The sequence below is a fragment of the Amycolatopsis nivea genome, assembly GCF_004522235.1.
Classification (GTDB): Bacteria; Actinomycetota; Actinomycetes; order Mycobacteriales; family Pseudonocardiaceae; genus Amycolatopsis; species Amycolatopsis nivea.
In genome coordinates this window covers 254,722-279,412 of the sequence record NZ_SDLT01000001.1, presented here as the reverse complement: position 1 = coordinate 279,412, position 24,691 = coordinate 254,722, and the positions used below count along the sequence as shown (strand labels likewise).

Below are 24,691 nucleotides of genomic sequence, written 5' to 3'. Positions count from 1 at the left end.
GTCAGTCCATCGTGAGCACGATCTTGCCGTGGATGTTGCCCGCCTGATAGGTCCGCATCGCTTCGGCGGCTTCGGCGAGCGGGAAGGTCGCCATGATGCGATGCGTCAGCTCGCCTTTCGCGTACAGGCCCGCCAACCGCGCGAGGCGAACCGCCGAGCGGTCGTTCACGGTGAGCTTGATGCCCAGCTCGTCGGCGCGGTCGTGCTCGACCAGGGTGAGAATCCGGGACCGGTCCTCGATGAGGTCCAATGTGTACTCCAGCGCGCCGCCGCCGACCCCGTCGATCGCCGCCGTGACGCCGTGCGGAGCCACCCGTTCGACGAAATCCTCGCTGTAGGCAAGGGGAATCGCCCCGAGCGCCCGCACCTGCTCGTGCCACGCCGGACGCGCGACGCCGAGCACCTTCGCGCCACGCAACCGGGACAGTTGCACCGCCATCGCCCCGACGGAGCCTGCCGCGCCGTGCACCAGCACCGTGTCGCCGGGACCGACGTTGATCCGCTCGATCGCGATCTCAGCCGTCTGCGCCGCCGCAGTGAACGCACCCGCGACCTCCCACGGCATCTCCGGTGGCTTGGGCACCACCTGGTCCGCTCCGGCGACGACCAGTTCCTGATACGCGCCCAGCCGCCCGAAGCCGAGCACCTCGCCGCCCGCCGCGAACCCTTCGACGCCTTCCCCGACCTCGTCGACGATTCCGGCGAACTCGTTGCCCGGCACGGTGAACGCGCCCGGTTCCGGCACCGGGATGAGCCCCGCGAGCACCGCGATGTCGAACGCCTGCACCCCCGCCGCCTTCGCCCGGATCCGGACCTCCCCCGGCCCGGGACGCGGTTCCGCCACCTCCTCCAGCCGCAGCACTTCCGGCCCGCCCAGTTCGCGGAACCCCATCGCCTTGCTCATCGCCGCCTCCAGCGCTCGTGTCGATCACCGCCAGTGTTCGACATCAAGCGGACTTGACGTCAAGCCGCGGGGTCGACCGGCGCCGCGCGATGGGCTAGGTTGATCAGCGATGACTACCGGGACGGCCTCGCGCCACTCACGGATCGGCTACCCGGCGCTCTCCTGAGCGCCGCGCGGGCCCCGCCTGCTTCGTCGTGTTGACAGCCACCTCAACCGACGACAGGAGAATTCATGCCCGACAAGACTTTGCGGATCCCCACCCCTGACGGCCAGGCCGACGCGTTCGCCGCGTTCCCCGCCGACGGCGGGCCACACCCCGGCGTGCTGATGTACGCCGACGGCTTCGGGATCCGGCCCGCAATCCGGGAGATGGCCCGAGAACTGGCCGGACACGGCTATTACGTGCTCGTGCCCAACTACTTCTACCGGCACGGCCCGGCGCCAGTGCTCGAACTTCCGGAGTTCATCGGAGCGGAGGAGCGTCCCGGGGTTTTCGCTCGCGTGCTGCCCATGATCGAAGCGCACACCCCCGAACTGGTCCTTCGCGACGCCGCCGCTTATCTCGAATTCCTCGCCGCCCAGCCCGAAGTCAGCGCGGGGCCGGTCGGGGTCACCGGCTATTGCATCGGCGGCCTTCTCGCGGTTCGCACCGCCGCGGCCCATCCGGATCAGGTGGCCGCCGTCGCCGGATTCCACGCCCCGGTCGGCGCGGCCGGGCCGGACGTCTTCTCCCGGATCACCGCGGAAGCGCACTTCGGCCACGCCGCATCGGATCTGACGCCGGAAACTCTCGCCGAACTCAACCGCGCGCTCGATGCCGCAGGGGTCAGTTGCACGTCCGAGATCTACCCCGGCACGGTCCACGGCTTCACCATGGCCGACACCGACACGTTCGATCCCGCCGCGCTGCGGCAGCACTGGGAAAGCCTGGTGCCGCTCCTCGGACGCGCCTTGCCCCGCGGCTGAGGGCCTTGAACAGCTGACCCGGCGCACCGGTCTGGATCACGACCGGGCGCCGGGTCCGGCCGCTACTCGACCCACCACCAGCCGTCGCCGACCTCGACGGTGGGACGGAGGGCGCAGCCCAGGCCGTCGTCGAGGTAGTCGTGCGAGTCGATCACCACGCCGGGCATGTACTTCTCCGGGGAACCGTCGAAGTGCGCGTATCCGGCCGAGCACGCGAGAAACCCCTTCCAGACGCGGATATACCACACCCGCGGGCCGTTCCCGGTGTCGATCGACAAGACGTCTTCGGGCAACGGCTCGGTCGGCACGCGGTGTTCGGCATCGCGCAGCACGGCGGCGTACTCCGACCGGTGCATCGCGTACCAGGTCGTGGCATGGAAGTGCACCCAGTTGACACAGACCATCAGCGCGATCGCCGCAGCGGTGGCCACTGCCCACCCGGCCGTGCCGCGCCGGCCCAGCCTGCGCGTCGCCATCCGCGCGCTGACCGCGGTCCCGATCGCGGCGAGCAGCCACGCCGGAGCGAGGTACAGGATCTCGGGCAACGGAATAGCCCGGCCGAGACCGACGGCGAAGTACTTCACCGCGGCCAAGGGCAGCCAGCAACACCCGAAAACGACTGCAGCCCGCACCAAACCCGGTCTTCGATTTTCCTCGGAACTCCCCACGATCCCTGGACGGGCGACCGGCCGATCGGTTGCGCTACTCCGAGGACGGCGTGTACAGCGCGCCGAGGAACTCCACCAGCAGCCGCTCCCGCAACGCTTCCGGCGCGGCCGCCAGCAGCGCGTTGACCGGAGCCATCCGCCCCGGCAACCCGCCACCGCCGGTCAGGCCCGCCGCGGCGAACAGGCCACCGAACTGCTCAGACGTCAGCCACGTGCCGCGCCGCACGATGAACTAGTCGCGCGACGGCGTGTACAGCGCGCCCAGAAACTCCACCAACAGCCGCTCCCGCAACGCTTCCGGCGCAGCCGCCAGCAACGCGTTGATCGACGCCATCCGCTCCGGCAACCCACCGCCACCGGTCAGACCCGCCGCAGCGAGCAGCCCACCGAACTGCTCAGACGTCAATGTTTCCGGATCCAACGCGGCCACGAACGCGGCGACGTCCGGATCGACCCGCACCGGGCCTTGCGTCCGCGCCGCCTCGACCGAGGCCGTCAGATCGGCGAGGAATTCCGGCTCGCTGCCGTGGTTCGCGGCGGTGACGGTGAGGTGCAGGTTCAGCGGAGAAGTCCCGTGCGCGAACTGCGGCTGGACGTACCAGCCGCGTACCTTCATCTCGTCGGCGACGGTGAACAGGTCGAAGCCGTCCGAGCCGGTGAACGCGACCAGCGTCGACACCGGCTCGCCCAGCACGCGCAGGCCCGGAATCGAAGCCACGCCAGCACGAATCCGTCCGACGGCTTCCCGCGTCCGCGAGGCCAGTTGGAGGTAACCGTCGTCGCCGAGGTGGTGCACGACGGCCCACGCGGCGGCGAGCGGACCGCCGGAGCGGGTGCTCTGCAGCGTCGGGTTGAGCATCGTGTAGCCGGGCCAGGCGGCGCTTGCGAAGTAGTGAGTGCGCCGGAGTTCCGCCGACGCGTGCAACAGGACGGAGACGCCCTTGGCGCAGTAGGCGTATTTGTGCAGGTCCACGGAAATGCTGGTGACGCCCGGAACGCGGAAGTCGAACGGCGGCAAGTCCGCGCCCAGCTTCGCGAAGTACGGCAGCACCCAGCCGCCGATGCACGCGTCCACGTGCATGCGCACCCCGCGTGCCGAAGCGGCGGCGGCGATCTCCTCGATCGGGTCGACGACACCGTGCGCGTACGACGGCGCGCTCGCCACGACGAGCACGGTGGAGTCGTCGATGGCCGCGGTCATCGCCGCCGGGTCCGCGCGGAAGGTTTCCGGATCGACCGGCACCACGATCTTCCGCACGCCAAACAGATGCGCGGCCTTGTGGAACGCGGCGTGCGCGGTTTCCGGGAGCACGATCGACGGCGCAGCGAGGTCCGGCCGCGCCTCGCGGGCGGCGAGGACCGCCAGCAGACACGATTCGGTGCCGCCGGACGTCACCGTGCCGGCCGTCTCCGGCGTCCCGCCGAGCAGTCCGGCCGCGCGGGCGACCAGGTCGTTCTCCATCCGCAGCAGGCTGGGGAACGCGGTCGGGTCGAGTCCGTTGGCGGAGCTGGCCAGCGCGTGCGCGGCGGCGGCGATTTCGTCCACTTCGGACAGTCCGCTGTCGTACACGTAGGCGAGCGTGCGGCCGCCGTGCGTCGGCAGGTCGCCGGAGCGGAGTTCGCGCAGCCGCGCCAGTACGTCGTTCACGCCTGCTTCTCCAGGACCGAACGGCGCAGCAGCGGGATGCCGAGCGCGATCAGCACCGCGGGCAGCACCGACGCGCCGATCACGATGGCGGTGATCGCCGAATGCGGCTGCGGGACGGCGGTCGTGCCGGTGCTCGACACGTAGCTCCCGCCCTGCAGTACGAGCCCGAACAATCCCGGCCCGAGCGCGAGCCCGAGCGTTTCGGACGCGGTCCACACGCCGGCCGTCACGCCCGCCCTGGTCTCGCCGGTCCGCTCCTCCTCGGCGCTGATCAGGTCCGGCAGGATCGCCAGCGGGAACACCGAAATGCCCGCGTAGCCGACACCGGCGAGCGCGACGAACACCAGCGTCGCGGCGAACGGGAGCCGGTCGGCGAAGTACATCGCCACCAGGCCGACGAAGAACGACGTGGTGGCGATCCGGAAGCCGGCGAGCTTGCCCCAGCGCGCGCCCACCCGCGGCCACAGCGGCATCGTGACGAGCGCAGGCCCGACGAAGCCGACGAACAGGTAGGTGCGGTAACTCGGGTCGCCGAGGACGTGCTGCGCGAAGTACGGGATCGCGGCCAGCACGGTGCCGATGCCGAGCGCCTGGATGAAGTAGACGCCCATCAGCCACCGGAACGAACGCCACTGCGCGATGGTGCGCGCCAATTCCTTGAGCCGCACCGTGTTGGGCCGCAGCGAGCCGACCGGCGCGCCCTTCAGGCCGAAGTAGACGCCGAGCGTGGCGGCCAGGATGATCACCGCCATCACCAGGCCCATCACCCGGTAGCCCGCCACGCCGGGCAGCAGGTCGGTGATCGCCGGGGCGCCGCCGCCGGACACCAGCACCGCGACCGCCAGCACGCCGATCCGGACGCTGGTGAGCTTCGTGCGTTCCTCGGCGGAATCGGTCAGCTCGGCCGGAAGCGCGTTGAACGGCACCTGGAAGAACGCGTACGCGGTGGCGCACAGGAAGAACATCACGACGACGTACGTCGCGTCCCACACCGGCGTGCCGAAGCCGGGATGCGCGAACAAGGCGAAGAACAGGATCGCGACGCCGATCCCGCCGCGCAGCAGGAAGCGCCGCCTGCTGCCGGTGCGCGCGAGGTCGGCGTCGGACAGCCGCCCGGCGACCGGGTTGAAAACCACGTCCCACGCCTTGGGCACGAACACGATGATCCCGGCCGCCGCGGCGGGCACCGCCATGGTGTCGGTCAGGTACGGGAGCAGGAGCAGCCCGGGCACCGTGCCGAACCCGCCGGTGACGAAGGAGCCGAGCGAGTAGCGGAATCTCGTGCGGCGGGACAGCGACGCCAAAGGTCCTCCTCCAAGGCGGAACGACGAACGCATGCCTAATGGATCTTCGCCGGTTCCGGGTAGTGGTCGGGAGGAATCGTGCCACCGTCGTGATGCACTGGCCGTACCGGGCCGACTACCGCCTCGTGAGCGGGGTGCCGCTTCTGACCGGCCTCGCCGCTCACGACCTTCTCTCGTCAGGACAGCGCTTTCGCCGCCTTCGCCAGCGACCCGGCGTCCCCGCGCAGCAGCAGCGTCGTCACCACCGTCGCTTCCCACGCTGCCAGCTCTTCGCGGATCTTCTCCGCGGGGCCGATCAGCGACGTGTCCTCGACCAGCGAAGTCGGGATCGCCTTGACCGCTTCTTCCTTCCGCCCCGCCAGGTACAGCTCCTGCACCTTGTCCGCCACGTCCGCGTAGCCGAGCCGGGCGAACACGTCGTGGTGGAAGTTCACGCTCTTCGCGCCCATCCCGCCGATGTACAGCGCCAGCGCCGGCTTGATGAAGCTCGCCGCCTCCTCGACGTCGTCGTGCACGATCACCGGCACCGACGCGGCGACCTCGAACCCGTCCAGGCCGCTCCGCCGCGCGCCCGGGCGGGCGAAGCCCTCCTCCAGCGCGGCCCGGTAGAAGCCGTCGGACTTGGGCGAGAAGAACAGCGGCAGCCAGCCGTCGCAGATCTCCGCGGCCAGCGCGACGTTCTTCGGGCCTTCGGCGGCGAGGTAGATCGGCAGGTCGGCGCGCAGCGGGTGCACGGTCGGCTTGAGCGGTTTGCCCAGTCCGGTCCCGCCCTTGAGCGGCAGCTGGAAGAACTGCCCGTCGAGGGTCACCGGTTCCTCGCGGGCCAGCACCTTGCGCACGATCTCGACGTACTCGCGCGTGCGCGCCAGCGGCTTCGGATACGGCTGCCCGTACCAGCCCTCCACCACCTGCGGCCCGGACGCGCCCAGCCCGAGCACGAACCGGCCGCCGGACAGGTGGTCCATGGTCAGCGCGCTCATCGCGGTCGCGGTCGGGGTGCGCGCGGACATCTGCACGATGTTGGTGCCGAGCTTGATCCGGTTGGTCGCCGCGCCGACCCAGGCCAGCGGGGTGAACGCGTCCGACCCGTACGCCTCGGCCGACCACACCGAGTCGAATCCGAGCCGTTCGGCTTCGAGCACGGTCTCCTGCGCGCCCGGGATCGGCCCGCTCCCCCAGTACCCGAGGTGAAAGCCCAGCTTCATCAAGCCCTCCTGATCTCGAAGCCCGTGCAGGGCTCCTTCCGGGAACCAGAGTCCCGGAAGGAGTCCTTCACGGCACGTCCGGCGAGTAGTGCTCCGGTTTCCCGCGCTCGGCGAGCGGGGGAAGATTGCGGCGCGGGGTTTCGACCGGCGGCGTCCCCGGGGCCAGTTCGCCGCGGGCGCGCCGCCAGCCCGCCCGTGCCCGCGGATGGTAGCGGCGGTCGTGCGGAAGCAGCGAGAACGCCGCGTTGATCAGCTTGCCCACACGGCGGTGCCGGCGGGCGTCCCGTGCGGTCCAGCGGTAGCCGAGCAGGTCGCGCACTTCCTGGTCGTACAGCCCGACGGTCAGCCACACGAACTGTTTCGCGATGACCTTCGAGACCGGTTTCCACAGCGGATCCGGAAGCCACGGCAGGAACGGCGGTTTCGCGATGCCGCGGAGGTCGAGGACGTCGCGGGTGGCCTTGTTGTCCTCCAGCACCTCGGCGCACATGTGCTTCCAGTACCGCTGGAAGTCCTCCCACGATTCCGGCACCGGCCGCATCGTCATGTCGTACATCCGCCACCAGCGCACGTGCTCGTCGAACAGGGTGCGCTTCTCCTCTTCGCCGATGCCGCCCATGAAATGGTCGGCGATCAGGATGGTGCTGACGAAGAACGTCGAATGCGCCCAGTAGTACGTGTCCGGGTCGAGCGCGTGGTAGCGGCGGCCTTTCGCGTCCACGCCCTTGATCCGGTCGTGGTAACCGCGCACCTCCAGCGCCGTGCGGTGCGCGAGCGGGCCGTCGTAGACCACGCCGCCGATCGGGTACAGCGAACGGAACAGCCGCTGCCAGCGCTCCTCGAAGAACCTCGAATGCTCCTCGACGCCCGCGCCGAGGCCCGGGTGCATGTTCTGCATCGACCCGGCCCACAGCGCGATCAGCAGCCCGCGCCAGTCCCCGAAGTACTTCCAGGTCAGCGAGTCCGGTCCCAGCGGCTCCGGTGCGTCCCTCATCGCGGCTCCTCGGCGGGTCGGCGAAGTGACTACAGCTGTTGTCAGGTTAGGATGTGACAACATCTGTGGTCAACTCGGGACGGGAGCGGGGCATGCCGGGCCGCACGTGGGCGGGCACGACGCTGGACGACCGCAAGGCCCAGCGCCGGGCCCAGCTGCTGGCCGCCGGGCTCGACCTGCTGGGCGCGCAGGGCAGCGCGGCGGTGAGCGTCCGCGCGGTGTGCCGGTCGGCGAAACTGACCGAGCGGTACTTCTACGAAAGCTTCGCCGACCGGGAAAGCCTGGTCGCCGCTGTGTACGAGGACGTCGGAGACCAGGCGAGGAAAGCGTTGGCCGACGCGGTGTCCGGCGAAGCCGATCCGAGCCGCCGGGCCGAACGCGCCGTGACCGCTTTCGTGGAGCTGGTGCTGGACGACCCGCGCAAGGGCCGCGTGCTGCTGCTCGCGCCGCTGACCGATCCGGCGCTGACCCAGCGCGGCCTGCACCTGCTCCCGGCGTTCACCACGCTTGTCGGCGAACAGCTGTCGCGCGGCGACGAAACCGGCCGCCAGCTGGTGGCGATCGGTCTCGTCGGCGCGCTCAGCAACGTGTTCATCGCTTACCTCGACGGCACGCTGAAGGTGAGCCGCGAGCGTCTCGTCGAGCACTGCGTGCAGCTCGTGCTCGGCGCGGACGCTTTCGACCCGGGGGCTCACTGAGCGGCTGCCCGCTCGTCGCGCAGCCGCAGCGCGATGTCGATGATCATGTCCTCCTGGCCGCCGACGTAGCGTTCCTCGCCGACCTTGTACAAGATTTCGTGCGCCGGGACGCCGTAGCGCTCGGCGGCGCGTTCGGCGTGCAGCAGGAAGCTGGAGTACACGCCGGCGTAGCCCTGGATGATCGACGACCGGTCCATCACCGGCAGCCGGGTCAGGTACTTCTTCACCACGTTCTCCGCGGCTTCCATCAGCACGTCTTTGTCCACGCCGGTTTTGATGCCGAGCCGCTCGAACGTGGCCGCCAGGACCTCGGTCGGCGAGTTGCCCGCCCCCGCGCCGAGCGCGGCGAGCGAACCGTCGATCTGCCGGGCTCCCGCGCGGTACGCGAGCACCGAGTTGGCGACGCCGAAGCTCAGGTTCTGGTGCCCGTGGTAGCCCACCTGGGCATCGTCGCCGAGTTCCGCGACCAGCGCGGCGACCCGGTCGGACGCGTCGTCCAGGATCAGCGCGCCCGCGGAGTCCACGACGTACACGCACTGGCAGCCCGCGTCGGCCATGATCCGGGCCTGCTTCGCCAGGTCCTCCGGGGACGACATGTGCGACAGCATCAGGAAGCCGACGGTTTCCAGGCCGAGATCGCGGGCCGCGCCGAAGTGCTGGATGGACACGTCGGCCTCGGTGCAGTGGGTCGCGATCCGCACCGCGCCCGCGCCGAGGTCGGCCGCCGCGCGCAGGTCGGTGACCGTGCCTAGACCGGGCAGGAGGAGCACGGCGATCTTCGCCTGCTTCGCCTCGTCGACCGCGGCGGCGATCAGCTTTCGCTCGTCCACCAAGGAAAAGCCGTAGTTGAAGGTCGAGCCGCCGAGGCCGTCGCCGTGGGTCACCTCGATCAGCGAGATGCCCGCGTCGTCGAGCGCGCGGACGGTGTCGCGCACCTGCTTTTCGGTGAACTGGTGCGCCATGGCGTGGCTGCCGTCGCGCAGAGTGGTGTCGACCAGCCGGACGTCGGTGTTGTTCACGCGGCCACCTCCTGAGCGGCGAAGAGATCGCCGACGCGCGCGGCGGCGGCGGTCATGATGTCGAGGTTGCCCGCGTACTTGGGCAGGTAGTCGCCGTTGCCCGCGACCTCCAGGAAGACGCCCACGCGGGCCTTGCCGCTCCAGTCCGGCCGCGGCGGGTCGAACTGCGGGTCGGCCTTGAGCGTGTAGCCCGGCACGTACTGCTGGACGTCTTTCACCATGCGGTGCACGGATTCGCTGATCGCGTCGAAGTCGGCGTCCGGGTCGACCGCGCAGAACACCGTGTCGCGCATGATCATCGGCGGGTCCATCGGGTTGATGATGATGATCGCGCGGCCCTTGTCCGCGCCGCCGACCTTCTCGATCGCGTGCGAGGTGGTCTCGGTGAACTCGTCGATGTTCGCGCGCGTGCCCGGTCCGGCCGACCGCGACGACACCGACGCGACGATCTCCGCGTACGACACCGGCGTCACCCGCGAAACCGCGTGCACGATCGGGATGGTCGCCTGGCCGCCGCAGGTGATCATGTTGACGTTGCGGTCGGTCAGCTGGTCGGGCGGATTCACCGCCGGGCAGGTCAGCGGGCCGACCGCGGCGGGCGTCAGGTCGATCGCGCGGATGCCGGCCTCGGCGTACCGCGGCGCGTTGGCCTTGTGCGCCTTCGCCGACGTCGATTCGAATACCAGCTGCGGCAGTTCCGCGCGCGCCAGCAGCCAGTCGACGCCCTCGGCCGACGTCTCGAGCCCGAGCTTCGCGGCGCGGGCGAGCCCGTCCGACGCCGGGTCGACGCCCACCATGTAGCGCACTTCCACGTGCTCGCTGCGCTGGAGTTTTGCCAGCAAGTCCGTACCGATGTTGCCCGGGCCGACGATCGCGGCCGTCACCTTGCGTTCCGCCATGCCGCCACGGTGCTCGCCGGGATGGGGCACACTCAACCCATGCGTACCACTGGACGGAACGGCGACGGGCTCGTGACCGCACGGGTCGCCGCCGTGCTGGAAGCCTTCCGCCCCGGCGACGACGCGCTCGGCGTATCCGAGCTGGCGCGCCGGACCGGGCTGGCGAAGACGACCGTGCACCGGCTCGCCGGGCACCTGGCCGACACCGGCCTGCTGGAACGCGACGGCACCTCGGTCCGATTAGGACTGCGGCTCTTCGAGATCGGCCAGCTCGCGGTGCGCCGCCGCGGTCTGGTGGAGGCGGCGCGGCCGTACCTGGCGGATCTGCGGGAGGCCACGCGGAACACGGTGCATCTGGCGGTCCTGGAAGGCACCGAAGTGGTGTACCTGGACGTGCTGCGCGGTCCGGACGCACCGGATCTTCCCTCGCGCACCGGCGGACGGTTTCCCGCGCACGCGACCGGGGTCGGGAAGGCGATCCTGTCCTGCTCCCCCGACGACGTCGTGACGCGCGTAATCGACGCCGGGCTGCCCCGGGTCAGCCCGCGGACGATCACCGCGCCCGGATTGCTGCGCCGCCAATTGGCGCGGATCCGCGAGGACGGGATCGCCTTCGAGCGCGAGGAATCCGGCGTCGGCGTCGTCTGCGCGGCGAGCCCGCTGGTCGACGCGAACGGACTCGCCGTGGCCGCGGTGTCGATCTCCGGATGGGCAACGCGGATGCGCACCGAACGCGTCGCACCCGCGGTGCGGACGGTGGCACTGGCGTTGTCGCGGACGGTTTCCGAGACCTGATCAGCCCTTGCTCATCCGGAGGATCAACGCGACCGCATCCTCCGAATGGCCCTCCGGAGTCAGCACCTCCTGCAACAACAAACCACGAATCGCCGCGACGGCAACAGTCGCCATCGTCAGCGCATCCCTGGCACTCCGCCCCTCGCGTTCCGCGAGCGAAGCCAGCATCTTCGTCAGGTCGTCCAGCGACTCGACCAGCTCGCGGAAGTCCTCCGGCCGGTACGCCGCCAGCCCTGCGACATGAAAGAACCCGCGAACCCGAGACAGCTGCTCCGGGCGGGTATAGGTCCGCCAGATCGCCACGACGAACTCGTCGAAGGTGCTGTCGCGAGCCGTCTCGAACAGTGCCTCGTTGTCGCGGGTTCGCTGCGCCTTGAGCATCGCCGCCAGGACCCCCGGCAGCGATCCGAAGTGGTAGCGCAGCAGGGCATGACTGGTGTCGGCCCGGGCGGCGACCTCGCGCAGCGAGACCTCCGGTGAGGGAAGCGTCCCGTCGAAGGCGTCGAGAAGCCGCGCCAGAAGACGCTCGCGGGCGTCGCCCTGGGGTTCCGTGCTTGACAAGGTCACCTCCGCAGTTTATCCATTGGAAAAGAACGGTGCAACGGCGGAGGGACAGCTCGTGGGACGGTTTCAGGTAGTCGGCGCGACGGTCGTCGACGGGTCGGGGCGAGATCCCGCCGAGGTCACGGTCACGGTCGAAGACGGGGTGATCGCGGAGTCCGACGCGTCCGGCGAGCGCTTCGCTGCCGACGGGCTGACGATGACGCCCGGCCTGATCGACGCGCACGTCCACCTGGGGCTGTCGAGCCCGATCGAACCGCAGTTCGCGTTTCGGCTCAGTACCGCCGAGCTCGCGGCGGACATCTTCGCCACGGCCGGCGCGGCGCTCGACGCCGGGTTCACGACGGTCCGGGACACCGGCGGCATCGACGGCGGCGTCGTCACCACGATCGCCAAGGGGAAGGTCCGGGGGCCGCGCGTGCTGTCGTGCGGACCGGTTCAATGCCAGACCGGCGGCCACGGCTACTACGGAGCCGAATGGGAGCCGACCGAACGGTGGAGCGACCATCACATCCCGGGCCTGTGCGCCCTGTCCATGCAGTCGGGCAACGCGAACGAGCTGCGCAGCAACGTGCGCGAGGCCTTCCGTCGCGGAGCCTCTTTCTTGAAGCTTTGCGTGACCGGCGGGGTGGTCAGCTCGCATGACCAGCTGACCGACACCCAGTTCACCGGCGAAGAAATCGCTGTCGCGGTTCAAGAAGCCGCCGCGCGCGGCACCTACGTGACGGTTCACGCGCACAACAACGAAGGCATCCGGAACGCCGTCGAGGCCGGGGTGCGCTGCGTCGAGCACGGCACCGACATCGACGAGCCGACAGCCGCCTTGATGGCCGCGCACGACGTTGCCCTGGTGCCCACGTTCGCCGTCGTTGAACAACTGCTTCGAGACACCGCGAGCACTGGCCTCAACGAGTCGATCCGCGAGCGAGTGCTGGGCGTTCGCGAGCGGATGGCCGAGGCGCTCGCTGTCGCCAAGAAGGCCGGGCTGCGGATCGGGCTGGGGTCCGACCTCATCGGGCCGGCCCAGCACCACCGAGGCGAAGAACTCGCCTTGCGAGCCGGTCTGGAGACGCCGATGGATGCTCTCGTGGCAGCCACGAAAACCAACGCCGAGATCCTCGGCCTTGCCGGCGAAGTGGGAGTCATCGCTCCCGGCTTTCAGGCGGATTTCGTGCTCTGGAACGGAAATCCGCTCGAGAATCCGCAGCTTTTCTCCGACCCGGCCAACGCGATCGTCGTCGTCCAGGCCGGACGCGTAGTGAAGGACCTCCGATGAGCACCCTGTGGCACGGCTGCTTCGCCGACACCGAATACTTCGAAATGCGTTCCGGCAGCGGGTACGACTACGGCGTCTGGGTCACCACGCCGCCGGGCTACGACCCCGCCACGACGCGGGCACCGGCCGTCTACGTGCTCGACGGCAACTGGGCCGTGGGCCAGACCGCCCCGCTGATCGTCACGCAGGCGGATCCCATGCAGCAGATCCAGCCGTACCTGCAGGTCAGCGTCGGCTACGCGGGCGAGGACGCGCAGCATTGGGCGCGGCTGCGCAACCGCGACCTCGTGCCGCCCGGCGAACCCGTCGCCCCGGAATTCGTGGATGCCGTGGAGATGGGCGTCAGCACGGGCCGGATGACCCGCGAAGAGGCCGACGCCTACCTCGCCGAATTGCGCGACACCCGCGCCGACGCGTTCCTGGCCTTCCTCACCGAGGAACTCCACCCGCGCATCGAACGCGACTACGGCACGGCCGAGAGCGGTCACGGCCTCTTCGGCTACTCCTACGGCGGACTTTTCAGCCTCTACGCCTGGCTCAGCGGCTGCCCGCTCTTCGAGAGCGTCGGAGCGGGCAGCCCCGGCGTTATCGGTGAAGACAGTCAGGTTTTCGCCCAACTCCGCGAGCTTGGCGACCGGCGGCCCGCCGCCAAGCTGCACGTGACCGTCAACGACCGGGAGCTTTTCGGAGACCTGGCCGTCTACCAGAACCTCGCGAAACACGCGGCCACGTTCCTGCACCGCGTCACGTCGCCCGCCGTCACCAGCGAGGTCTTGCGCGAAACGCACGTGACCGGGTTGCAAGCGTCGTTCCTCAGCTACCTCAGGACGTGCCGGTCCCAGTAGCGGCGTGGACTGCGGGTCGCCGGGCTGCCCACGGCATCGCCTCTTCCAGGAACGCGGCGACCCGCAGCAGCAACGATTCCGAACACACCGGCCCGCCCAGCTGCACTCCGATCGGCAACCCCCGCGAGGACTCGCCCAGCGGAAGGCTGATCGCCGGAGCACCGATCAGGTTGAACAACGGCGTGAACGAGCAAACGTCGAAAAGCTGCTTCGTCCACTCGGCCGCGGTGAGATCCGCGTTCGCGTCCAGACGGCCCAGCGGCGGCGCCGGGGTGTTGATCGTCGGGGTCAGCAGCAGGTCGTATCCGGTGAAGAAGCGGCCTGCCTCCCGGGAAACGGCGTTCATCGCGCCCAACGCCGCGGTCAGTTCCATCGCGCTGATCGAACGGCCGTACTCGACGCACGCCCACGTGGTGCGTTCGAGATTCTCCGGACTCGCCGCGACCCCGGTCAGCTCTTCGATCCCGGCGACCGAACCGGCCAGGAATCCGGACCACAGCACCTGATTCGCGTGCAGGAACGCTTCCCAGTCGAAGACCGGCGTCGCGCGTTCGACGTGGTGGCCCGCCGCTTCGAGCACCTCGGCCACGGCTTCGACCGCGCGCGCCACCTCCGGGTCGACGTAGCTGCCCGCCCAGGATTCGGTGTGCAGGCCGATGCGCAGCCGTCCGGGATCGGCGCCGACCTCGTCGAGCCACGGGCGTGCGGGCGGGGCGAGGACGTACGGGTCGCCCGGATAGCTCACCGCGACCTCGTCCAGCAGGGCCGCGGTGTCCCGGACCGTCCGCGACACCGCGAGTTCGACCCCCATTCCGTACAACGGATCGGCGTAGTCCGGGCCGGTCGGCACCCGGCCGCGGCTGGGCTTCAGTCCGACCAGGCCGTTGCAGGCCGCGGGTACGCGGATCGAGCCGCCGCCGTCGTTGGCGTGCGCGATCGGGAGCGCCCCGGCCGCGACGAGGGCCGCTGACCCGCCGCTGGATCCGCCTGCGCTGTGCCCGGTGTTCCACGGATTGCGCGTCGAACCGTAGGCCAGCGCTTCGGAATTGCCGTTGAACCCCAGCTCCGGCGTGGTCGTGACCGCCAGCGTCGCCAGGCCCGCCGCGCGGAAGCGCTCCATCAGGTGAGTGTCCGCCGGCGGCACGATGCCTTGCCCGAGCATCCGCGTGCCCATCCGGGTCGGCACTCCGGCAGCGTGCAGCACGAGATCCTTGATCGCGAACGGGACTCCGGCGAACCGCCCGTCGGGCGAGTAGTCGAGCGGGCGCTCGAACGGGCCGTCGGCGACCGCGTTCAGCTCCGGATTCACCTTGCCGATCGCTTCGACCGCCAGCGCCGCGACCTCCTCGGCGGTGACCTCCCCGGAGGCGATGACCGCGGCCAGCGCGGTCGCGTCGAGGGCGGCGTATTCGTCAAGGTTCATCGAAGTCTCCTTCAGCCGGGGAACGGAAGGCTATGAGCGGGCGCGGGCGGCGGCATCGGCCGAAAAGCCGTTCCGTCGCCGCCGCGGATGTGCGTCCCGTTGACATCCGCGGCGGCGGCCGTTCATGCTCCGTCCGGCAGCGGAGGTGCGGAAATGACCGCGGATGTGCAGTGGTGGGCCCGGCTCGCCCGGGAAGTGCGCGCGGCGGGCCGCGGCGAACTGCCCGTCGAAACCCCGCTCCGCGCGGTGCGGGACAAACTCGGTTTCGCCTGCGTCGCGTTGGTGAGCGGCAGCAAACAGCACACCACGACGGTCAACCTCGGCTATCCCGCGGACATGCTCGGCTACCTGACCACGACCTACCGCTGGAAGTGCCCGATCCACCTGCGCGCGACCCGGCTGGGCCTGCCGTTGCGCTTCGTCGACATCCCGGAGGTCCACGAGACCAGGACGTACCGGGAAGGCATTCAGCCCTACGGTTTCCGCGAAGGCGTGACGCTGCCGCTCTCGCCCAGTTCAGGTCCGGAGCGCAGCTTCGTCGCGCTGAGTTCCCTTCACGATCGGCCGTTGGACGACGGATCCGTCCTCGCGCTCACGATGCTGTCTCATGATTTCGCCGCGCTGGCCGACCCCGGCGCGGAACCGGGCGATCCCGCGGCCGACGTCGTCCTGCTCGTCTCCCCGGGGAAGGTCGACGTGCGCTCGGCTGCGACGGAGTGCCTGCCGCTGAGCGAACACGAGGCCCGGCTCGCCGCGCGGTGCACCAAGGGCGAGCGGACCGGATTCCGCCATCGGGACGCGGACGGCGTCTGGTGGCAGGTGCTCGCCCGGATGCGCCGTCCGGACGGAGTGCTGCTGCGGATCTCCCGCCTGCCCGATCCCGGGCCGTTGACCGGGCGGGAGCTGGATGTCGTCGGGCTGGTCGCGCGCGGATGGTCGAACGAGCGGATCTCGGCGGCACTGGGGATCGCAGTTCGGACGGTGCGCAGCCACGTCGAGTCTTCGCTGGTGAAACTCGACTGCCCGAACCGGACCGCGCTGGCCCGGCACGCGCTCGAGCACGACCTCGACACGCTCGGCGCGCTGGAGGCCGCGCACCGCTGATTGTGTCACAATCCTTGCGCTCCCGATGGGGCCATGCTTCACTCCTCCTGCCCATGAATCGCACAAACGCCGATAGAGCACGAAGTTCACCGGCTCGCGATTGTGTACTGATCCCCGGCGGCCAGGAGGCAGCGGATGACCACGTTCGAACCCGAGCACCTGCCCCGGCGGGCGATCAAGCGGCGGCTGCCCCGACCCTCGGAGATCCGGCCGCTGCTCAAATTCCGGCAGCCCCGGTTCGACGTCCGCGAGCGCCGCCTCGCCACCGCGCACACCATCGACGACCTGCGCACCATCGCCCGCCGCCGCACGCCGCGGCCGGTTTTCGACTACGTCGACGGCGCGGCGGAGCAGGAAATCAGCCTGGGCCGGGCGCGGCGGGCCTTCGAAAACGTCGAGTTGCATCCGCGCGTGCTGCAGGACGTCACCGAGGTGGACCCGTCGACGTCTGTCCTCGGTGGACAGTCCGCGCTGCCGCTTGTGCTGGCACCGACCGGTTTCACCCGCATGATGCACCACGAGGGCGAGATCGCCGTCGCCCGCGCAGCCGCCCGCGCCGGGATCCCGTACGTGCTCTCGACAATGGGCACCACCGACCTCGAAGACGTCCGCGTCAGCGCACCGTCCGCGCGGCAGTGGTTCCAGCTCTATCTCTGGAAAGACCGCGCCGCGAGCGAAGCACTGGTCGAACGCGCAGCTCAGGCCGGGTACGAGGCGCTCGTTCTCACGGTCGACACCCCGATCGGCGGGGCGCGGATGCGCGATGTCCGGAATGGACTGACGATCCCGCCGACGCTGACCGTCCGCACCCTCGCCGGGATCGCGGTCCGGCCGTCCTGGTGGATGAACCTGCTGACCACCGAACCGTTGCAATTCGCCGCGTTGAACAACTTCGACGGCACCGTCGAGGAACTGATCGGCACGATGTTCGACCCGTCGCTGACCGTCGACGACCTGCGGTGGCTGCGCGGGCTGTGGCCGGGAAAGCTGATCGTCAAAGGGATTCAGAGCGTCGCGGACGCCAAGGAGATGGCCGCTTGCGGCGTCGACGCCCTGGTGCTCTCGAACCACGGCGGCCGCCAGCTCGACCGCGCGCCGACCCCGCTCGAACTGCTGCCGCGCGTCGTGGACGCCGTCGGAGACGACTGCGAGGTCATCCTCGACACCGGCGTCCGGACCGGCGCGGACCTCGTTGCCGCACGGGCGCTGGGCGCGTCGGCGGCGATGGTCGGCCGGGCCTACCTGTACGGCCTGATGGCGGCCGGAGAGCAAGGTGTCGAGCGCGCGATCGAGATCCTCCGCGCCGAGTACGTGCGGACGTTGCGGCTTCTCGGCGTCAAGCGCACCGACGAGATCACCGCGGAACACGCCTCTCTGCGGCTGCCCGCCCGGATTTGACGGCGGGCTCGGCTAAGATCGGCAGTCGCTGTGGGAAGTTCTGCTGAAACGAGTGGCGAAGTGCGCGAACAGGCGGGCAGTACGCCGGGAAGCATCGCGCAAGCCCTCCGCGACGACCTCCTGGACGGCCTCCTCGAGCCCGGGACGCGGCTCACCGAGGAATCGCTGAGCGCCCGCTTCGGCGCCGGACGGCATTCGGTGCGGTCCGGCCTGCAGACGCTGGTGTCCGAGGGCCTCCTCGAGCACCAGCGCAACAAGGGGATCGTCGTCCCCGCAGTGACGACCGAACGCATCGACGCGATGTGCTCGTACCGCTCCATCCTCGAACTCGGCGCACTCCGGCTGGCTCTGCTGCAGAACGCGAACTTCGACGCAGTGGACGAAGCGGTGCGGCGACTCGAAGCGATGACCGCGGAAACACCGTGGCGACACGTGATCGAGGCACACAGCGCGGTCCACACGGAAATCGTGAAGGCCAGCGGAAACCCTCGCGTGCTCGCCGCGCACCGGGCCTGCGAGAACGAACTGAACTGCATGCTCGCGACGATCCGCGCCGAGTCCTCCGCCGCCCACCTGGCGACGACGCACCGGCACCTCGTCGACCAGCTCCGCATCGGCGGCCAGACCGCCCTGAAGGCCTTGGAGGACGACCTCGAACTCGGCGGCCGCGCGATGATGCACCTCGCGCTGCGCCGCCGGAACGAGGTTCCCCACCTGCTTCCGTGAGCGTTCTTGCCGGGCCCCGGCTCCCCTACAGAGCAGCCACCGCCCGCTCCCCCGGCACCGCCCGAACCGCCACCGGTCCCGCGTCCAGCAACCCGCGCCGAGCCAGCTCCGGCCGCACCCCCTCGCCGAACCAGTACGCCTCCTCCAGATGCGGATACCCGGACAGCACGAACTCCGAGACCCCGGCCTCGCGGTACTCCTCGATCAAGTCCGCGATCTCCGCATAACTCCCCACAAGCGCCGTCCCCGCACCGCCGCGCACCAGGCCGATCCCGGCCCACAGCGCCGGATGGATCTCCAGCTCCCGCGCCGTCGTCCCGGCCCGGCCGCCGTGCAGCGCGACCATCCGCCGCTGCCCCACCGACTCGCTCGCCGCCAGCTGCGACTGCGCCTTCGCGATCTGCTCCGGGCTCAACGCGTCCAGCAGCTTCTGCGCCTCCGCCCAAGCCTCCGCCGACGTGTCGCGTGCGATCGTGTGCAGCCGGACGCCGAACCGGACCGTGCGCCCCTGCTGCTCAGCCAGTTCCCGCACCTTGCCGATCTTCTCCGCGACCTGCGCGGGCGGTTCGCCCCAGGTCAGGTAGACGTCGGCGTGCCGCGCGGCGACCGGGAGCGCCGCCGACGACGAACCGCCGAAGTACAGCGGCGGCACCGGGTCCGGCGCGGCGAGCGTCGTGGCTCCTTCGACGCGCAGGTGGTCGCCGGCGAAGTCGAACGGTTTGCCCGACCACACGCCGCGCACGATCGACAAGAACTCGTCGGTCCGGGCGTACCGGGCGTCGTGGTCGTGCCAGTCGCCGAACCGGCGCTGTTCGACCGCGTCGCCGCCGGTCACGATGTTCAGCAGGACCCGGCCGCCGGACAGCCGCTGGAAGGTGCCGGCCATCTGCGCGGCGAGCGTCGGCGAGATGACGCCCGGCCGGAACGCGACGAGGAACTTCAGCCTGCTCGTTTCGCGGATCAGCGCGGCGGTGGTCAGCCAGGCGTCCTCGCACCAGGTGCCGGTCGGGGTCAGCACGCCCTCGAAACCCAGCTGTTCGGCCGCGCGGGCGACCTGCGCGAGGTAGTCGAGATCCGCCGGTCGCTGCGCGCTGGGGCCCTGGGACTTGTTGGCGTGGAAGCGTTCCACGATCGTCCGGCCGTCCCCGGTGGTCGGCAGGAACCAGTGCAGTTTCAGGCTCATCCGTTCCTCCTCGCGGCCTCGATGTCGGGCCCGTAGCGGCGGTCGACGAACGCCGCGAAGTCGACCTTCCCGGGCAGCGTGCCCTCGTTCGTGAACGCGTCGGAGAGCTGTTGTTCGGACGCGACGACGGCGTCGTCCAACGGGATCGGCCGGTCCCGTCCGGCGGAGACCGCCTTCTTCGCCACCTCCGGTTTCAACCCGGTCTCCGCCGCCCACGCGCGCGCCCATTCGTCGGGGTGCGAATTGGACCAGAGCTGCGCTTTCACCACGCGCTGCACGAAATCCTTGATCGCCGAGTTCTTGCCCGGATCGGCCAGCGCGGTCGTGCTGGCGGTCTCGAAAGCGAGCCCGTTGGACGCGCCGCGGCCGTCGGCGAGCACGCGGGCGTGCGCGTCGATCTGGGCCTGTGCGGTGTAGGGATCCCAGATCGCCCAGGCGTCGATCTGGTGCTGGGTAAACGCCGCGAACGCCTCGGATGGCTGCAGGAACGAGATCTTGATGTCCTTGGTGGAAAGACCAGCCTTCTTGAGCGTGTTGAGCAGCTGCCCGTGCGCCGAACTCCCCTTCGCGACAGCGACCGTCTTGCCCCGCAGGGAAGCGACATCCGTCAGCGGCGAATCCGGCGGCACCAGAATGGTTTCCCGCTCCACATTGCTCTTCGCCACGCTCACCACGGAGATCTTCGCCTTCGACGCGGCCGCGAAAATCGGCGGCGTATTGCCGACGCGGCCGACGTCGATCGCTCCCGCCGAAGCCGCCTCCAGCAACGGCGGCCCGGAAGTGAACGTGGACCATTCGATCCGGTAGGGCGTGCCGGTCAGCTGATTCGCCGCGGTGAGCAGGGATTTCACCCCGCCCTTCTGATCGCCGACGCGCAGCGTGACCTTCTTCAGCTCCGCGGGCGAAACCGCGGCGGGAACCGGCGCGCGACCGTCCGAAGCGGACGACGAGCAGGCAGCGAGCCCGGTCAGCAGAAGCGCTGCGGCCAGGACGTTACGCAGGTGCACCTTCGGTCACTCCCAGATCGGCCAGGACGCGGCTGCGCACCTCGGCGTGGTCGGCGGCCTTCCGCGGACGCGGGTGGCCGAGAACGTGTTCGGCGACGATGTGGCCCTCGCCAAGGACGAGGATCCGGTCGGCGAGCACGAGCGCTTCGTCGACGTCGTGGGTCACCAGCAGCACGGCGGGCTCGTGCGTGCGCCAGAGGTCTTCGACGAGCCGGTGCATCGCCAGCCGGGTCAACGCGTCGAGCGCGCCGAACGGTTCGTCCAGGAGCAGCAGATCCGGTTCGCGGACCAAGGCCCGGGCGAGCGAAACCCGTTGCGCCTCACCGCCGGACAGCGTGAGCGGCCACTTGTCGGCATGCTCCGCCAGCCGCACCTCGGCCAGCGCTTTCTCCGCCACCGCACGGTCGTTGTCCGGACGCAGGCCGAGCACGATGTTGCGCCAGACCTTGCGCCACGGCAGCAACCGCGGCTGCTGGAACGCGACGGAAACCGTGCCGTCCACGGTGGCCGTGCCCTCGATCTCCTGGTCCAGCCCGGCCAGTACCTTCAGCAGCGTCGACTTCCCGGACCCGCTGCGCCCGAGCAAGGCGACGAACTCGCCGCGGCCGATGTCCAGGTTGAGTCTGGTGAGGACAGTGCGGTCGCCGAATTTCTTCGAGAGGTCACGGACCTCGACTACCGGGCTCGCCATCGCAAGGCCCTCCTTTCGAGCAGCCGGACGAGGGCGTCGGTGACGAGGCCCAGCACGGCGTAGACCACGAGCCCGACCACCACGACGTCGGTGCGCAGGAATTCGCGGGCATTGTTGATGAGATAACCGATCCCGGCGTCCGCGTTGACGGTCTCGCCGACGATCAGCGCCAGCCACGCGACGCCGAGCGACTGCCGCAGCCCGACCAGCGCCTGCGGCAACGCCCCGGGCAGGACGACGTGCCACAGCAGTTCGGCGCGGGTGAATCCCAGCGCCCGCGCGGCTTCCACGAGTTGCGGGTCGGCGGTGCGGATTCCCGAGTGGACATTCAAGTACAGCGGAAACGCCACGCCCAGCGCCACCAGGAAGATCTTGGTCTCTTCGCCGATCCCGAACCACAGGATGAACAACGGGATCAACCCGAGGAACGGCAAGGTCCGCAGCATCTGCACCGGCGGATCGACCAATGCCTCGCCCCAGCGGGACAACCCCGCGACGGCCCCGAGCAGCAGTCCGGCGAGCGCCCCGAGCGCGAATCCCGCGCCGACGCGGCCGAGCGAAACCGCGAAAGCGCTGCCGAGTTCGCCGCTGCGCGCGACATCGACCCCGGCTTGCAGGACAGTCCAGGGCGAGCTGAGTTTGTCGGGCGGCAACGCGCCGGTCGAGCTGGCGATCTGCCACGCCGCGACCAGCGCGACCGGGCTGATCCAGCGGCGCAGCGACGGCAGCCGCCGCGGCGCGCGCTTGGGCACGGCCGTTTCGGCGCGCGGCAGCACGCCCGTGGTGGAAATCGACACGGATTTCTCCCGGGTGGGGTTTTTCGGTTCAGGGAAAGGAATTCAGCGGCGGGTCGGACAGACCGCGCTCGCCTGCTGCCGGAGGTCGACGTGCAGGCGGCACACGAGGAGGACGCCGCGCTTCATGTCCCCGAGCTTCGATCCCCGGACGGGTGAAGTCAATGTCGGGCCGGACGGCTCTCACGCACTGGAATCCGCGCCGCGGTGTACGGGTTTTGTTCACCGGGCGGGCAGCCTTGTGCCCGGGATCCGGGACAGGTTTCCCGGTCCGCTGCCGAACACCGGCGCGCGGGCGTCACGAAATTGTCGGTGCCGTGGGGTACAAGATCACCATGTACTTTTTCCAGGCACAGCAAGCACTCTCCACCGAGCCGGACCGGCGGGGGGCCGGCTCAGCCGCCGAACATCATCCGCCATTCCTCGAGCGATCGGGGCCGGAACACGAAATTCGAGCTCTTCACCCGGGACAGCGATGCCGAAGACTCTGGCGAATACTGGTGTCCCGGATACACCACTGGGTCGCCGGGCAGCGTCGCCAGCCATTGCAGGCTGCGGAAAATCGCGTCCGCGTCGCCGCCGGGGAAGTCGGTCCGGCCGCAGCCCTCCAGGAACAGCGTGTCCCCGGAGACCAGCCGGTCGCCGGCCAGGAAGCACTGGCTGCCCGGCGTGTGCCCGGGCGTGTGGAGCAGCCGGATGTCGATCGAGCCGACCGTCACCACGTCGTCGTGGTCGTGTGCGCGCAGGTCGGTGTCCGACACGCCGGTCACCCGGCGCACCCACTCGCTTTCCTGCGCGTTGACGTGGATCGGCACCGGCCGCAGCGCGAGCAGTTCCGCGATCCCGGGCAGCGAGAAGCCCATCATGTCGCCGCCGACGTGGTCGGGGTGGTGATGCGTCGCGAGCACGCCGGTCAGCCGCATCCCGTCGGCTTCCAGCGTCTCGACCAGGTCGCCCACCGCGTACGCGGGGTCCACCAGCACCGCCTCGCCCGATTCGCGGTCCCCGATCAGGTAAGCGAAATTCACCATCTGGGTCGCGACGGGGTCCCCGACGGCGAAATCGCGGCCGGCGAGCAACTGGCGGAAGTAGAGCTGGTCTGCCATGCCCGCAGCGTAACGTCACTCCCCCACGGAGCCGTCGGCCAGTTCCCGCAGCGCGTCGAGATGCCCGACGTGCCGCGCGGTCTCCTGCACGACGTGCGCCAGCACCCAGCGGACGGTGAACTCCCCCGACCGGCGCGTGCGGTCCTCCGGCGCGAGCCCGGCCAGCGCTGCCGCCGCCCGTTCCCTTTCCGCCCGGTAAGCCGCGGCGACCGTCGTGACGTCGTCTTCCGGCGTCAAGTCCCAGCTCGGATCCGGCGAGCCCGGCCACAGCGAAGGCTCGTCGGCACCGCCCGCCTCGATCACCAGCCACCACCGTTCGACGGCGGTCAGATGCTTGAGCACGCCCAGCGCGCTGGTGCGCGGCGAACTCGGCAGCGGCGCCGCGGCCGCCTGTTCCCGGGTCAGCCCGGTGATCTTCTGCACCGCGGTCGCCCGGAGGAAGTCGAGGAACCGCGTCTGCACGGTCATCTCGTCGCCGTCGAGCGGATCGGGCCAGACGCGTTCTGCCTCCGCCATGGCCCCGACCCTACTGGCGCCGGAGAGGAATACGCTCGGCGTCATGGTGTGGGGATTTCTGTGCGCGCTGCTGTCCGCGGTGGCCTACGGCGTCGCTTCGGTGATGCAGGCGGTGGCCGCGAAGGCCGCGCCGGACGAGGGCGGTGCCGGGGTCGACCCGCGGTTGCTGCTCCGGGTGCTGAAGCAGTGGAGGTTCGTCGTCGGACTGCTGCTCGACGGCGTCGGCTTCGTCGCGCAGATCGCTGCCCTGCACGTCCTGCCGCTGTTTCTGGTCCAGGCGACGCAAGCCGCGAGCCTGGCGGTGACCGCCGTCGCGGTGCGGGTGTTCGGAGTCCGGCTCGGAGCGCGGGAATGGACCGCTGTCGGCGTCGTGGTCGCTGGGCTCGCGCTGCTCGGTTCGTCCGCGGAAAGCGAAGGTTCCAGCGAGGTCGGCCTCGGTTTCCGCCTGACGCTCGCCGGTGCCGCCGTGGTTCTCGGGATCGCCGGTCTCCTTGCCGGGCGCGCGGGCGACCGCGTACGCACCGCTGGGCTCGGGCTGGTCGCCGGGCTGTGCTTCGGACTGGTCGCGGTGGCGGGCCGGGTCATCCAGAGCCTCGCGCCGCTGGACCTGCTGCGCGACCCCGCGCTATACGTCGTCGCTGTGGCGGGCGCGCTGGCCATGCTGTTCTTCGCCACCGCACTGCAACGCGGCAGCGTTACCACCGCCACCGCGATGATGGTGCTCGGCGAAACGGTCATGCCGTCGCTGATCGGCGTCCTGCTGCTGGGCGACCGGACCCGGCCCGGGTTCGCCGTGGTCGCGCTGATCGGTTTCGTCCTCGCCGTGGCCGCCGCGCTGGCCCTGGCGCGCTTCGGCGAGCCCGAACCGGCCGTCGCCTCGGCCGGAGACCAGCCGCCGGAAGCAGAGCCCGCAGGTCGCGACGTCCGCCGATGACTGCGCCCGGCACGGTCTTGGTGAAAG

Annotated in this window: 26 protein-coding genes; 9 read left to right on the top strand and 17 right to left on the bottom strand. The window is 70.2% G+C overall.

The window, feature by feature from the left end; all coding sequences use genetic code 11:
* Position 1: 1 nt before the first annotated feature.
* Positions 2 to 904 carry an NADP-dependent oxidoreductase gene (locus EIZ44_RS01320; RefSeq protein ID WP_134727461.1) on the bottom strand — a complete coding sequence of 301 codons (903 nt, stop codon included), beginning with the start codon at positions 902 to 904 and terminating at the stop codon, positions 2 to 4.
* Positions 905 to 1,135: 231 nt separating this feature from the next.
* On the opposite strand from EIZ44_RS01320, the gene EIZ44_RS01315 reads away from it, so the two are divergent.
* Entirely contained in the window at positions 1,136 to 1,870 is a 735-nt protein-coding gene (locus EIZ44_RS01315; protein WP_134727460.1) for a dienelactone hydrolase family protein, read from the top strand.
* 62 nt (positions 1,871 to 1,932) lie between these two features.
* On the opposite strand, the gene EIZ44_RS01310 is transcribed toward EIZ44_RS01315, so the two are convergent.
* From EIZ44_RS01310 to EIZ44_RS01285, 6 genes are all read right to left on the bottom strand, one after another.
* On the bottom strand, positions 1,933 to 2,454 hold the full coding sequence (locus EIZ44_RS01310; RefSeq protein ID WP_134727459.1) for a hypothetical protein: 522 nt from the start codon (positions 2,452 to 2,454) through the stop codon (positions 1,933 to 1,935).
* A 118-nt stretch (positions 2,455 to 2,572) separates the two neighbouring features.
* Complete coding sequence (locus tag EIZ44_RS01305; protein ID WP_276323718.1) at positions 2,573 to 2,764, bottom strand: hypothetical protein; 192 nt, start codon at positions 2,762 to 2,764, stop codon at positions 2,573 to 2,575.
* A 6-nt stretch (positions 2,765 to 2,770) separates the two neighbouring features.
* On the bottom strand, positions 2,771 to 4,186 hold the full coding sequence (locus EIZ44_RS01300) for a pyridoxal phosphate-dependent decarboxylase family protein (protein WP_134727458.1): 1,416 nt from the start codon (positions 4,184 to 4,186) through the stop codon (positions 2,771 to 2,773).
* Positions 4,183 to 5,490, bottom strand: a complete 1,308-nt coding sequence (locus EIZ44_RS01295; protein WP_037805686.1) for an MFS transporter — start codon at positions 5,488 to 5,490, stop codon at positions 4,183 to 4,185. Before EIZ44_RS01295 ends, EIZ44_RS01300 begins: the two co-directional genes overlap by 4 nt.
* Positions 5,491 to 5,666: 176 nt before the next feature.
* Entirely contained in the window at positions 5,667 to 6,695 is a 1,029-nt protein-coding gene (locus tag EIZ44_RS01290) for an LLM class F420-dependent oxidoreductase (protein ID WP_134727457.1), read from the bottom strand.
* Between the two features lie 67 nt (positions 6,696 to 6,762).
* On the bottom strand, positions 6,763 to 7,689 hold the full coding sequence (locus EIZ44_RS01285) for an oxygenase MpaB family protein (RefSeq protein WP_134727456.1): 927 nt from the start codon (positions 7,687 to 7,689) through the stop codon (positions 6,763 to 6,765).
* Positions 7,690 to 7,781: 92 nt separating this feature from the next.
* Between EIZ44_RS01285 and EIZ44_RS01280 the strand changes: the two genes are divergently transcribed.
* The gene (locus tag EIZ44_RS01280) at positions 7,782 to 8,387 is read left to right on the top strand and encodes a TetR/AcrR family transcriptional regulator (protein ID WP_134727455.1); all 606 of its coding nucleotides are present in this window, start codon (positions 7,782 to 7,784) and stop codon (positions 8,385 to 8,387) included.
* Here EIZ44_RS01280 and dmpG read toward each other — a convergent pair.
* Together dmpG and EIZ44_RS01270 are read right to left on the bottom strand one after the other, a co-directional pair.
* A complete protein-coding gene (dmpG, locus tag EIZ44_RS01275) occupies positions 8,381 to 9,406 on the bottom strand; it encodes a 4-hydroxy-2-oxovalerate aldolase (protein ID WP_134661637.1) in 1,026 nt (341 codons plus the stop codon). The two genes, EIZ44_RS01280 and dmpG, sit on opposite strands and share 7 nt — an antisense overlap.
* Entirely contained in the window at positions 9,403 to 10,305 is a 903-nt protein-coding gene (locus EIZ44_RS01270) for an acetaldehyde dehydrogenase (acetylating) (protein ID WP_037805678.1), read from the bottom strand. The genes dmpG and EIZ44_RS01270 overlap by 4 nt, the downstream gene beginning before the upstream one ends.
* A 39-nt stretch (positions 10,306 to 10,344) precedes the next feature.
* Between EIZ44_RS01270 and EIZ44_RS01265 the strand changes: the two genes are divergently transcribed.
* A complete protein-coding gene (locus tag EIZ44_RS01265; RefSeq protein WP_037805676.1) occupies positions 10,345 to 11,100 on the top strand; it encodes an IclR family transcriptional regulator in 756 nt (251 codons plus the stop codon).
* On the opposite strand, the gene EIZ44_RS01260 is transcribed toward EIZ44_RS01265, so the two are convergent.
* A complete protein-coding gene (locus EIZ44_RS01260) occupies positions 11,101 to 11,667 on the bottom strand; it encodes a TetR/AcrR family transcriptional regulator (protein ID WP_134661639.1) in 567 nt (188 codons plus the stop codon). It lies immediately after the preceding gene.
* Between the two features lie 52 nt (positions 11,668 to 11,719).
* Here EIZ44_RS01260 and EIZ44_RS01255 point away from each other — a divergent pair, with 52 nt between their 5' ends.
* Entirely contained in the window at positions 11,720 to 12,937 is a 1,218-nt protein-coding gene (locus EIZ44_RS01255) for a metal-dependent hydrolase family protein (protein WP_134727454.1), read from the top strand.
* Entirely contained in the window at positions 12,934 to 13,782 is an 849-nt protein-coding gene (locus tag EIZ44_RS01250) for an alpha/beta hydrolase (RefSeq protein ID WP_134727453.1), read from the top strand. Before EIZ44_RS01255 ends, EIZ44_RS01250 begins: the two co-directional genes overlap by 4 nt.
* Here the strand turns inward: EIZ44_RS01250 and EIZ44_RS01245 are convergent.
* On the bottom strand, positions 13,760 to 15,205 hold the full coding sequence (locus tag EIZ44_RS01245) for an amidase (RefSeq protein ID WP_134727452.1): 1,446 nt from the start codon (positions 15,203 to 15,205) through the stop codon (positions 13,760 to 13,762). The genes EIZ44_RS01250 and EIZ44_RS01245 overlap by 23 nt on opposite strands.
* A gap of 153 nt (positions 15,206 to 15,358) precedes the next feature.
* Here EIZ44_RS01245 and EIZ44_RS01240 point away from each other — a divergent pair, with 153 nt between their 5' ends.
* From EIZ44_RS01240 to EIZ44_RS01230, 3 genes are all read left to right on the top strand, one after another.
* Complete coding sequence (locus EIZ44_RS01240; RefSeq protein ID WP_167753938.1) at positions 15,359 to 16,309, top strand: helix-turn-helix transcriptional regulator; 951 nt, start codon at positions 15,359 to 15,361, stop codon at positions 16,307 to 16,309.
* Positions 16,310 to 16,444: 135 nt separating this feature from the next.
* Positions 16,445 to 17,707: an alpha-hydroxy acid oxidase gene (locus tag EIZ44_RS01235; protein ID WP_134727450.1), complete on the top strand. Its 1,263-nt coding sequence runs from the start codon at positions 16,445 to 16,447 to the stop codon at positions 17,705 to 17,707.
* 60 nt (positions 17,708 to 17,767) lie between these two features.
* Positions 17,768 to 18,433, top strand: a complete 666-nt coding sequence (locus EIZ44_RS01230; RefSeq protein ID WP_051728480.1) for a GntR family transcriptional regulator — start codon at positions 17,768 to 17,770, stop codon at positions 18,431 to 18,433.
* 25 nt (positions 18,434 to 18,458) lie between these two features.
* Here EIZ44_RS01230 and EIZ44_RS01225 read toward each other — a convergent pair whose 3' ends face one another.
* The 6 genes from EIZ44_RS01225 to EIZ44_RS01195 form a co-directional block, all read right to left on the bottom strand.
* A complete protein-coding gene (locus EIZ44_RS01225) occupies positions 18,459 to 19,616 on the bottom strand; it encodes an LLM class flavin-dependent oxidoreductase (protein ID WP_134727449.1) in 1,158 nt (385 codons plus the stop codon).
* Positions 19,613 to 20,623: an ABC transporter substrate-binding protein gene (locus EIZ44_RS01220; protein WP_167753937.1), complete on the bottom strand. Its 1,011-nt coding sequence runs from the start codon at positions 20,621 to 20,623 to the stop codon at positions 19,613 to 19,615. The genes EIZ44_RS01225 and EIZ44_RS01220 overlap by 4 nt, the downstream gene beginning before the upstream one ends.
* Positions 20,610 to 21,314, bottom strand: a complete 705-nt coding sequence (locus EIZ44_RS01215) for an ABC transporter ATP-binding protein (RefSeq protein ID WP_134727448.1) — start codon at positions 21,312 to 21,314, stop codon at positions 20,610 to 20,612. The genes EIZ44_RS01220 and EIZ44_RS01215 overlap by 14 nt, the downstream gene beginning before the upstream one ends.
* Positions 21,299 to 22,111 (bottom strand): ABC transporter permease, encoded by an 813-nt coding sequence (locus tag EIZ44_RS01210; protein ID WP_134727447.1) that lies wholly within the window; start codon positions 22,109 to 22,111, stop codon positions 21,299 to 21,301. The genes EIZ44_RS01215 and EIZ44_RS01210 overlap by 16 nt, the downstream gene beginning before the upstream one ends.
* 392 nt (positions 22,112 to 22,503) lie before the next feature.
* Positions 22,504 to 23,214, bottom strand: a complete 711-nt coding sequence (locus EIZ44_RS01200; protein WP_134727446.1) for an MBL fold metallo-hydrolase — start codon at positions 23,212 to 23,214, stop codon at positions 22,504 to 22,506.
* 15 nt (positions 23,215 to 23,229) lie between these two features.
* Positions 23,230 to 23,730, bottom strand: a complete 501-nt coding sequence (locus EIZ44_RS01195) for a mycothiol transferase (protein ID WP_134727445.1) — start codon at positions 23,728 to 23,730, stop codon at positions 23,230 to 23,232.
* 43 nt (positions 23,731 to 23,773) lie between these two features.
* Between EIZ44_RS01195 and EIZ44_RS01190 the strand changes: the two genes are divergently transcribed.
* Positions 23,774 to 24,664: a DMT family transporter gene (locus EIZ44_RS01190; protein WP_134727444.1), complete on the top strand. Its 891-nt coding sequence runs from the start codon at positions 23,774 to 23,776 to the stop codon at positions 24,662 to 24,664.
* Positions 24,665 to 24,691 lie beyond the last annotated feature (27 nt).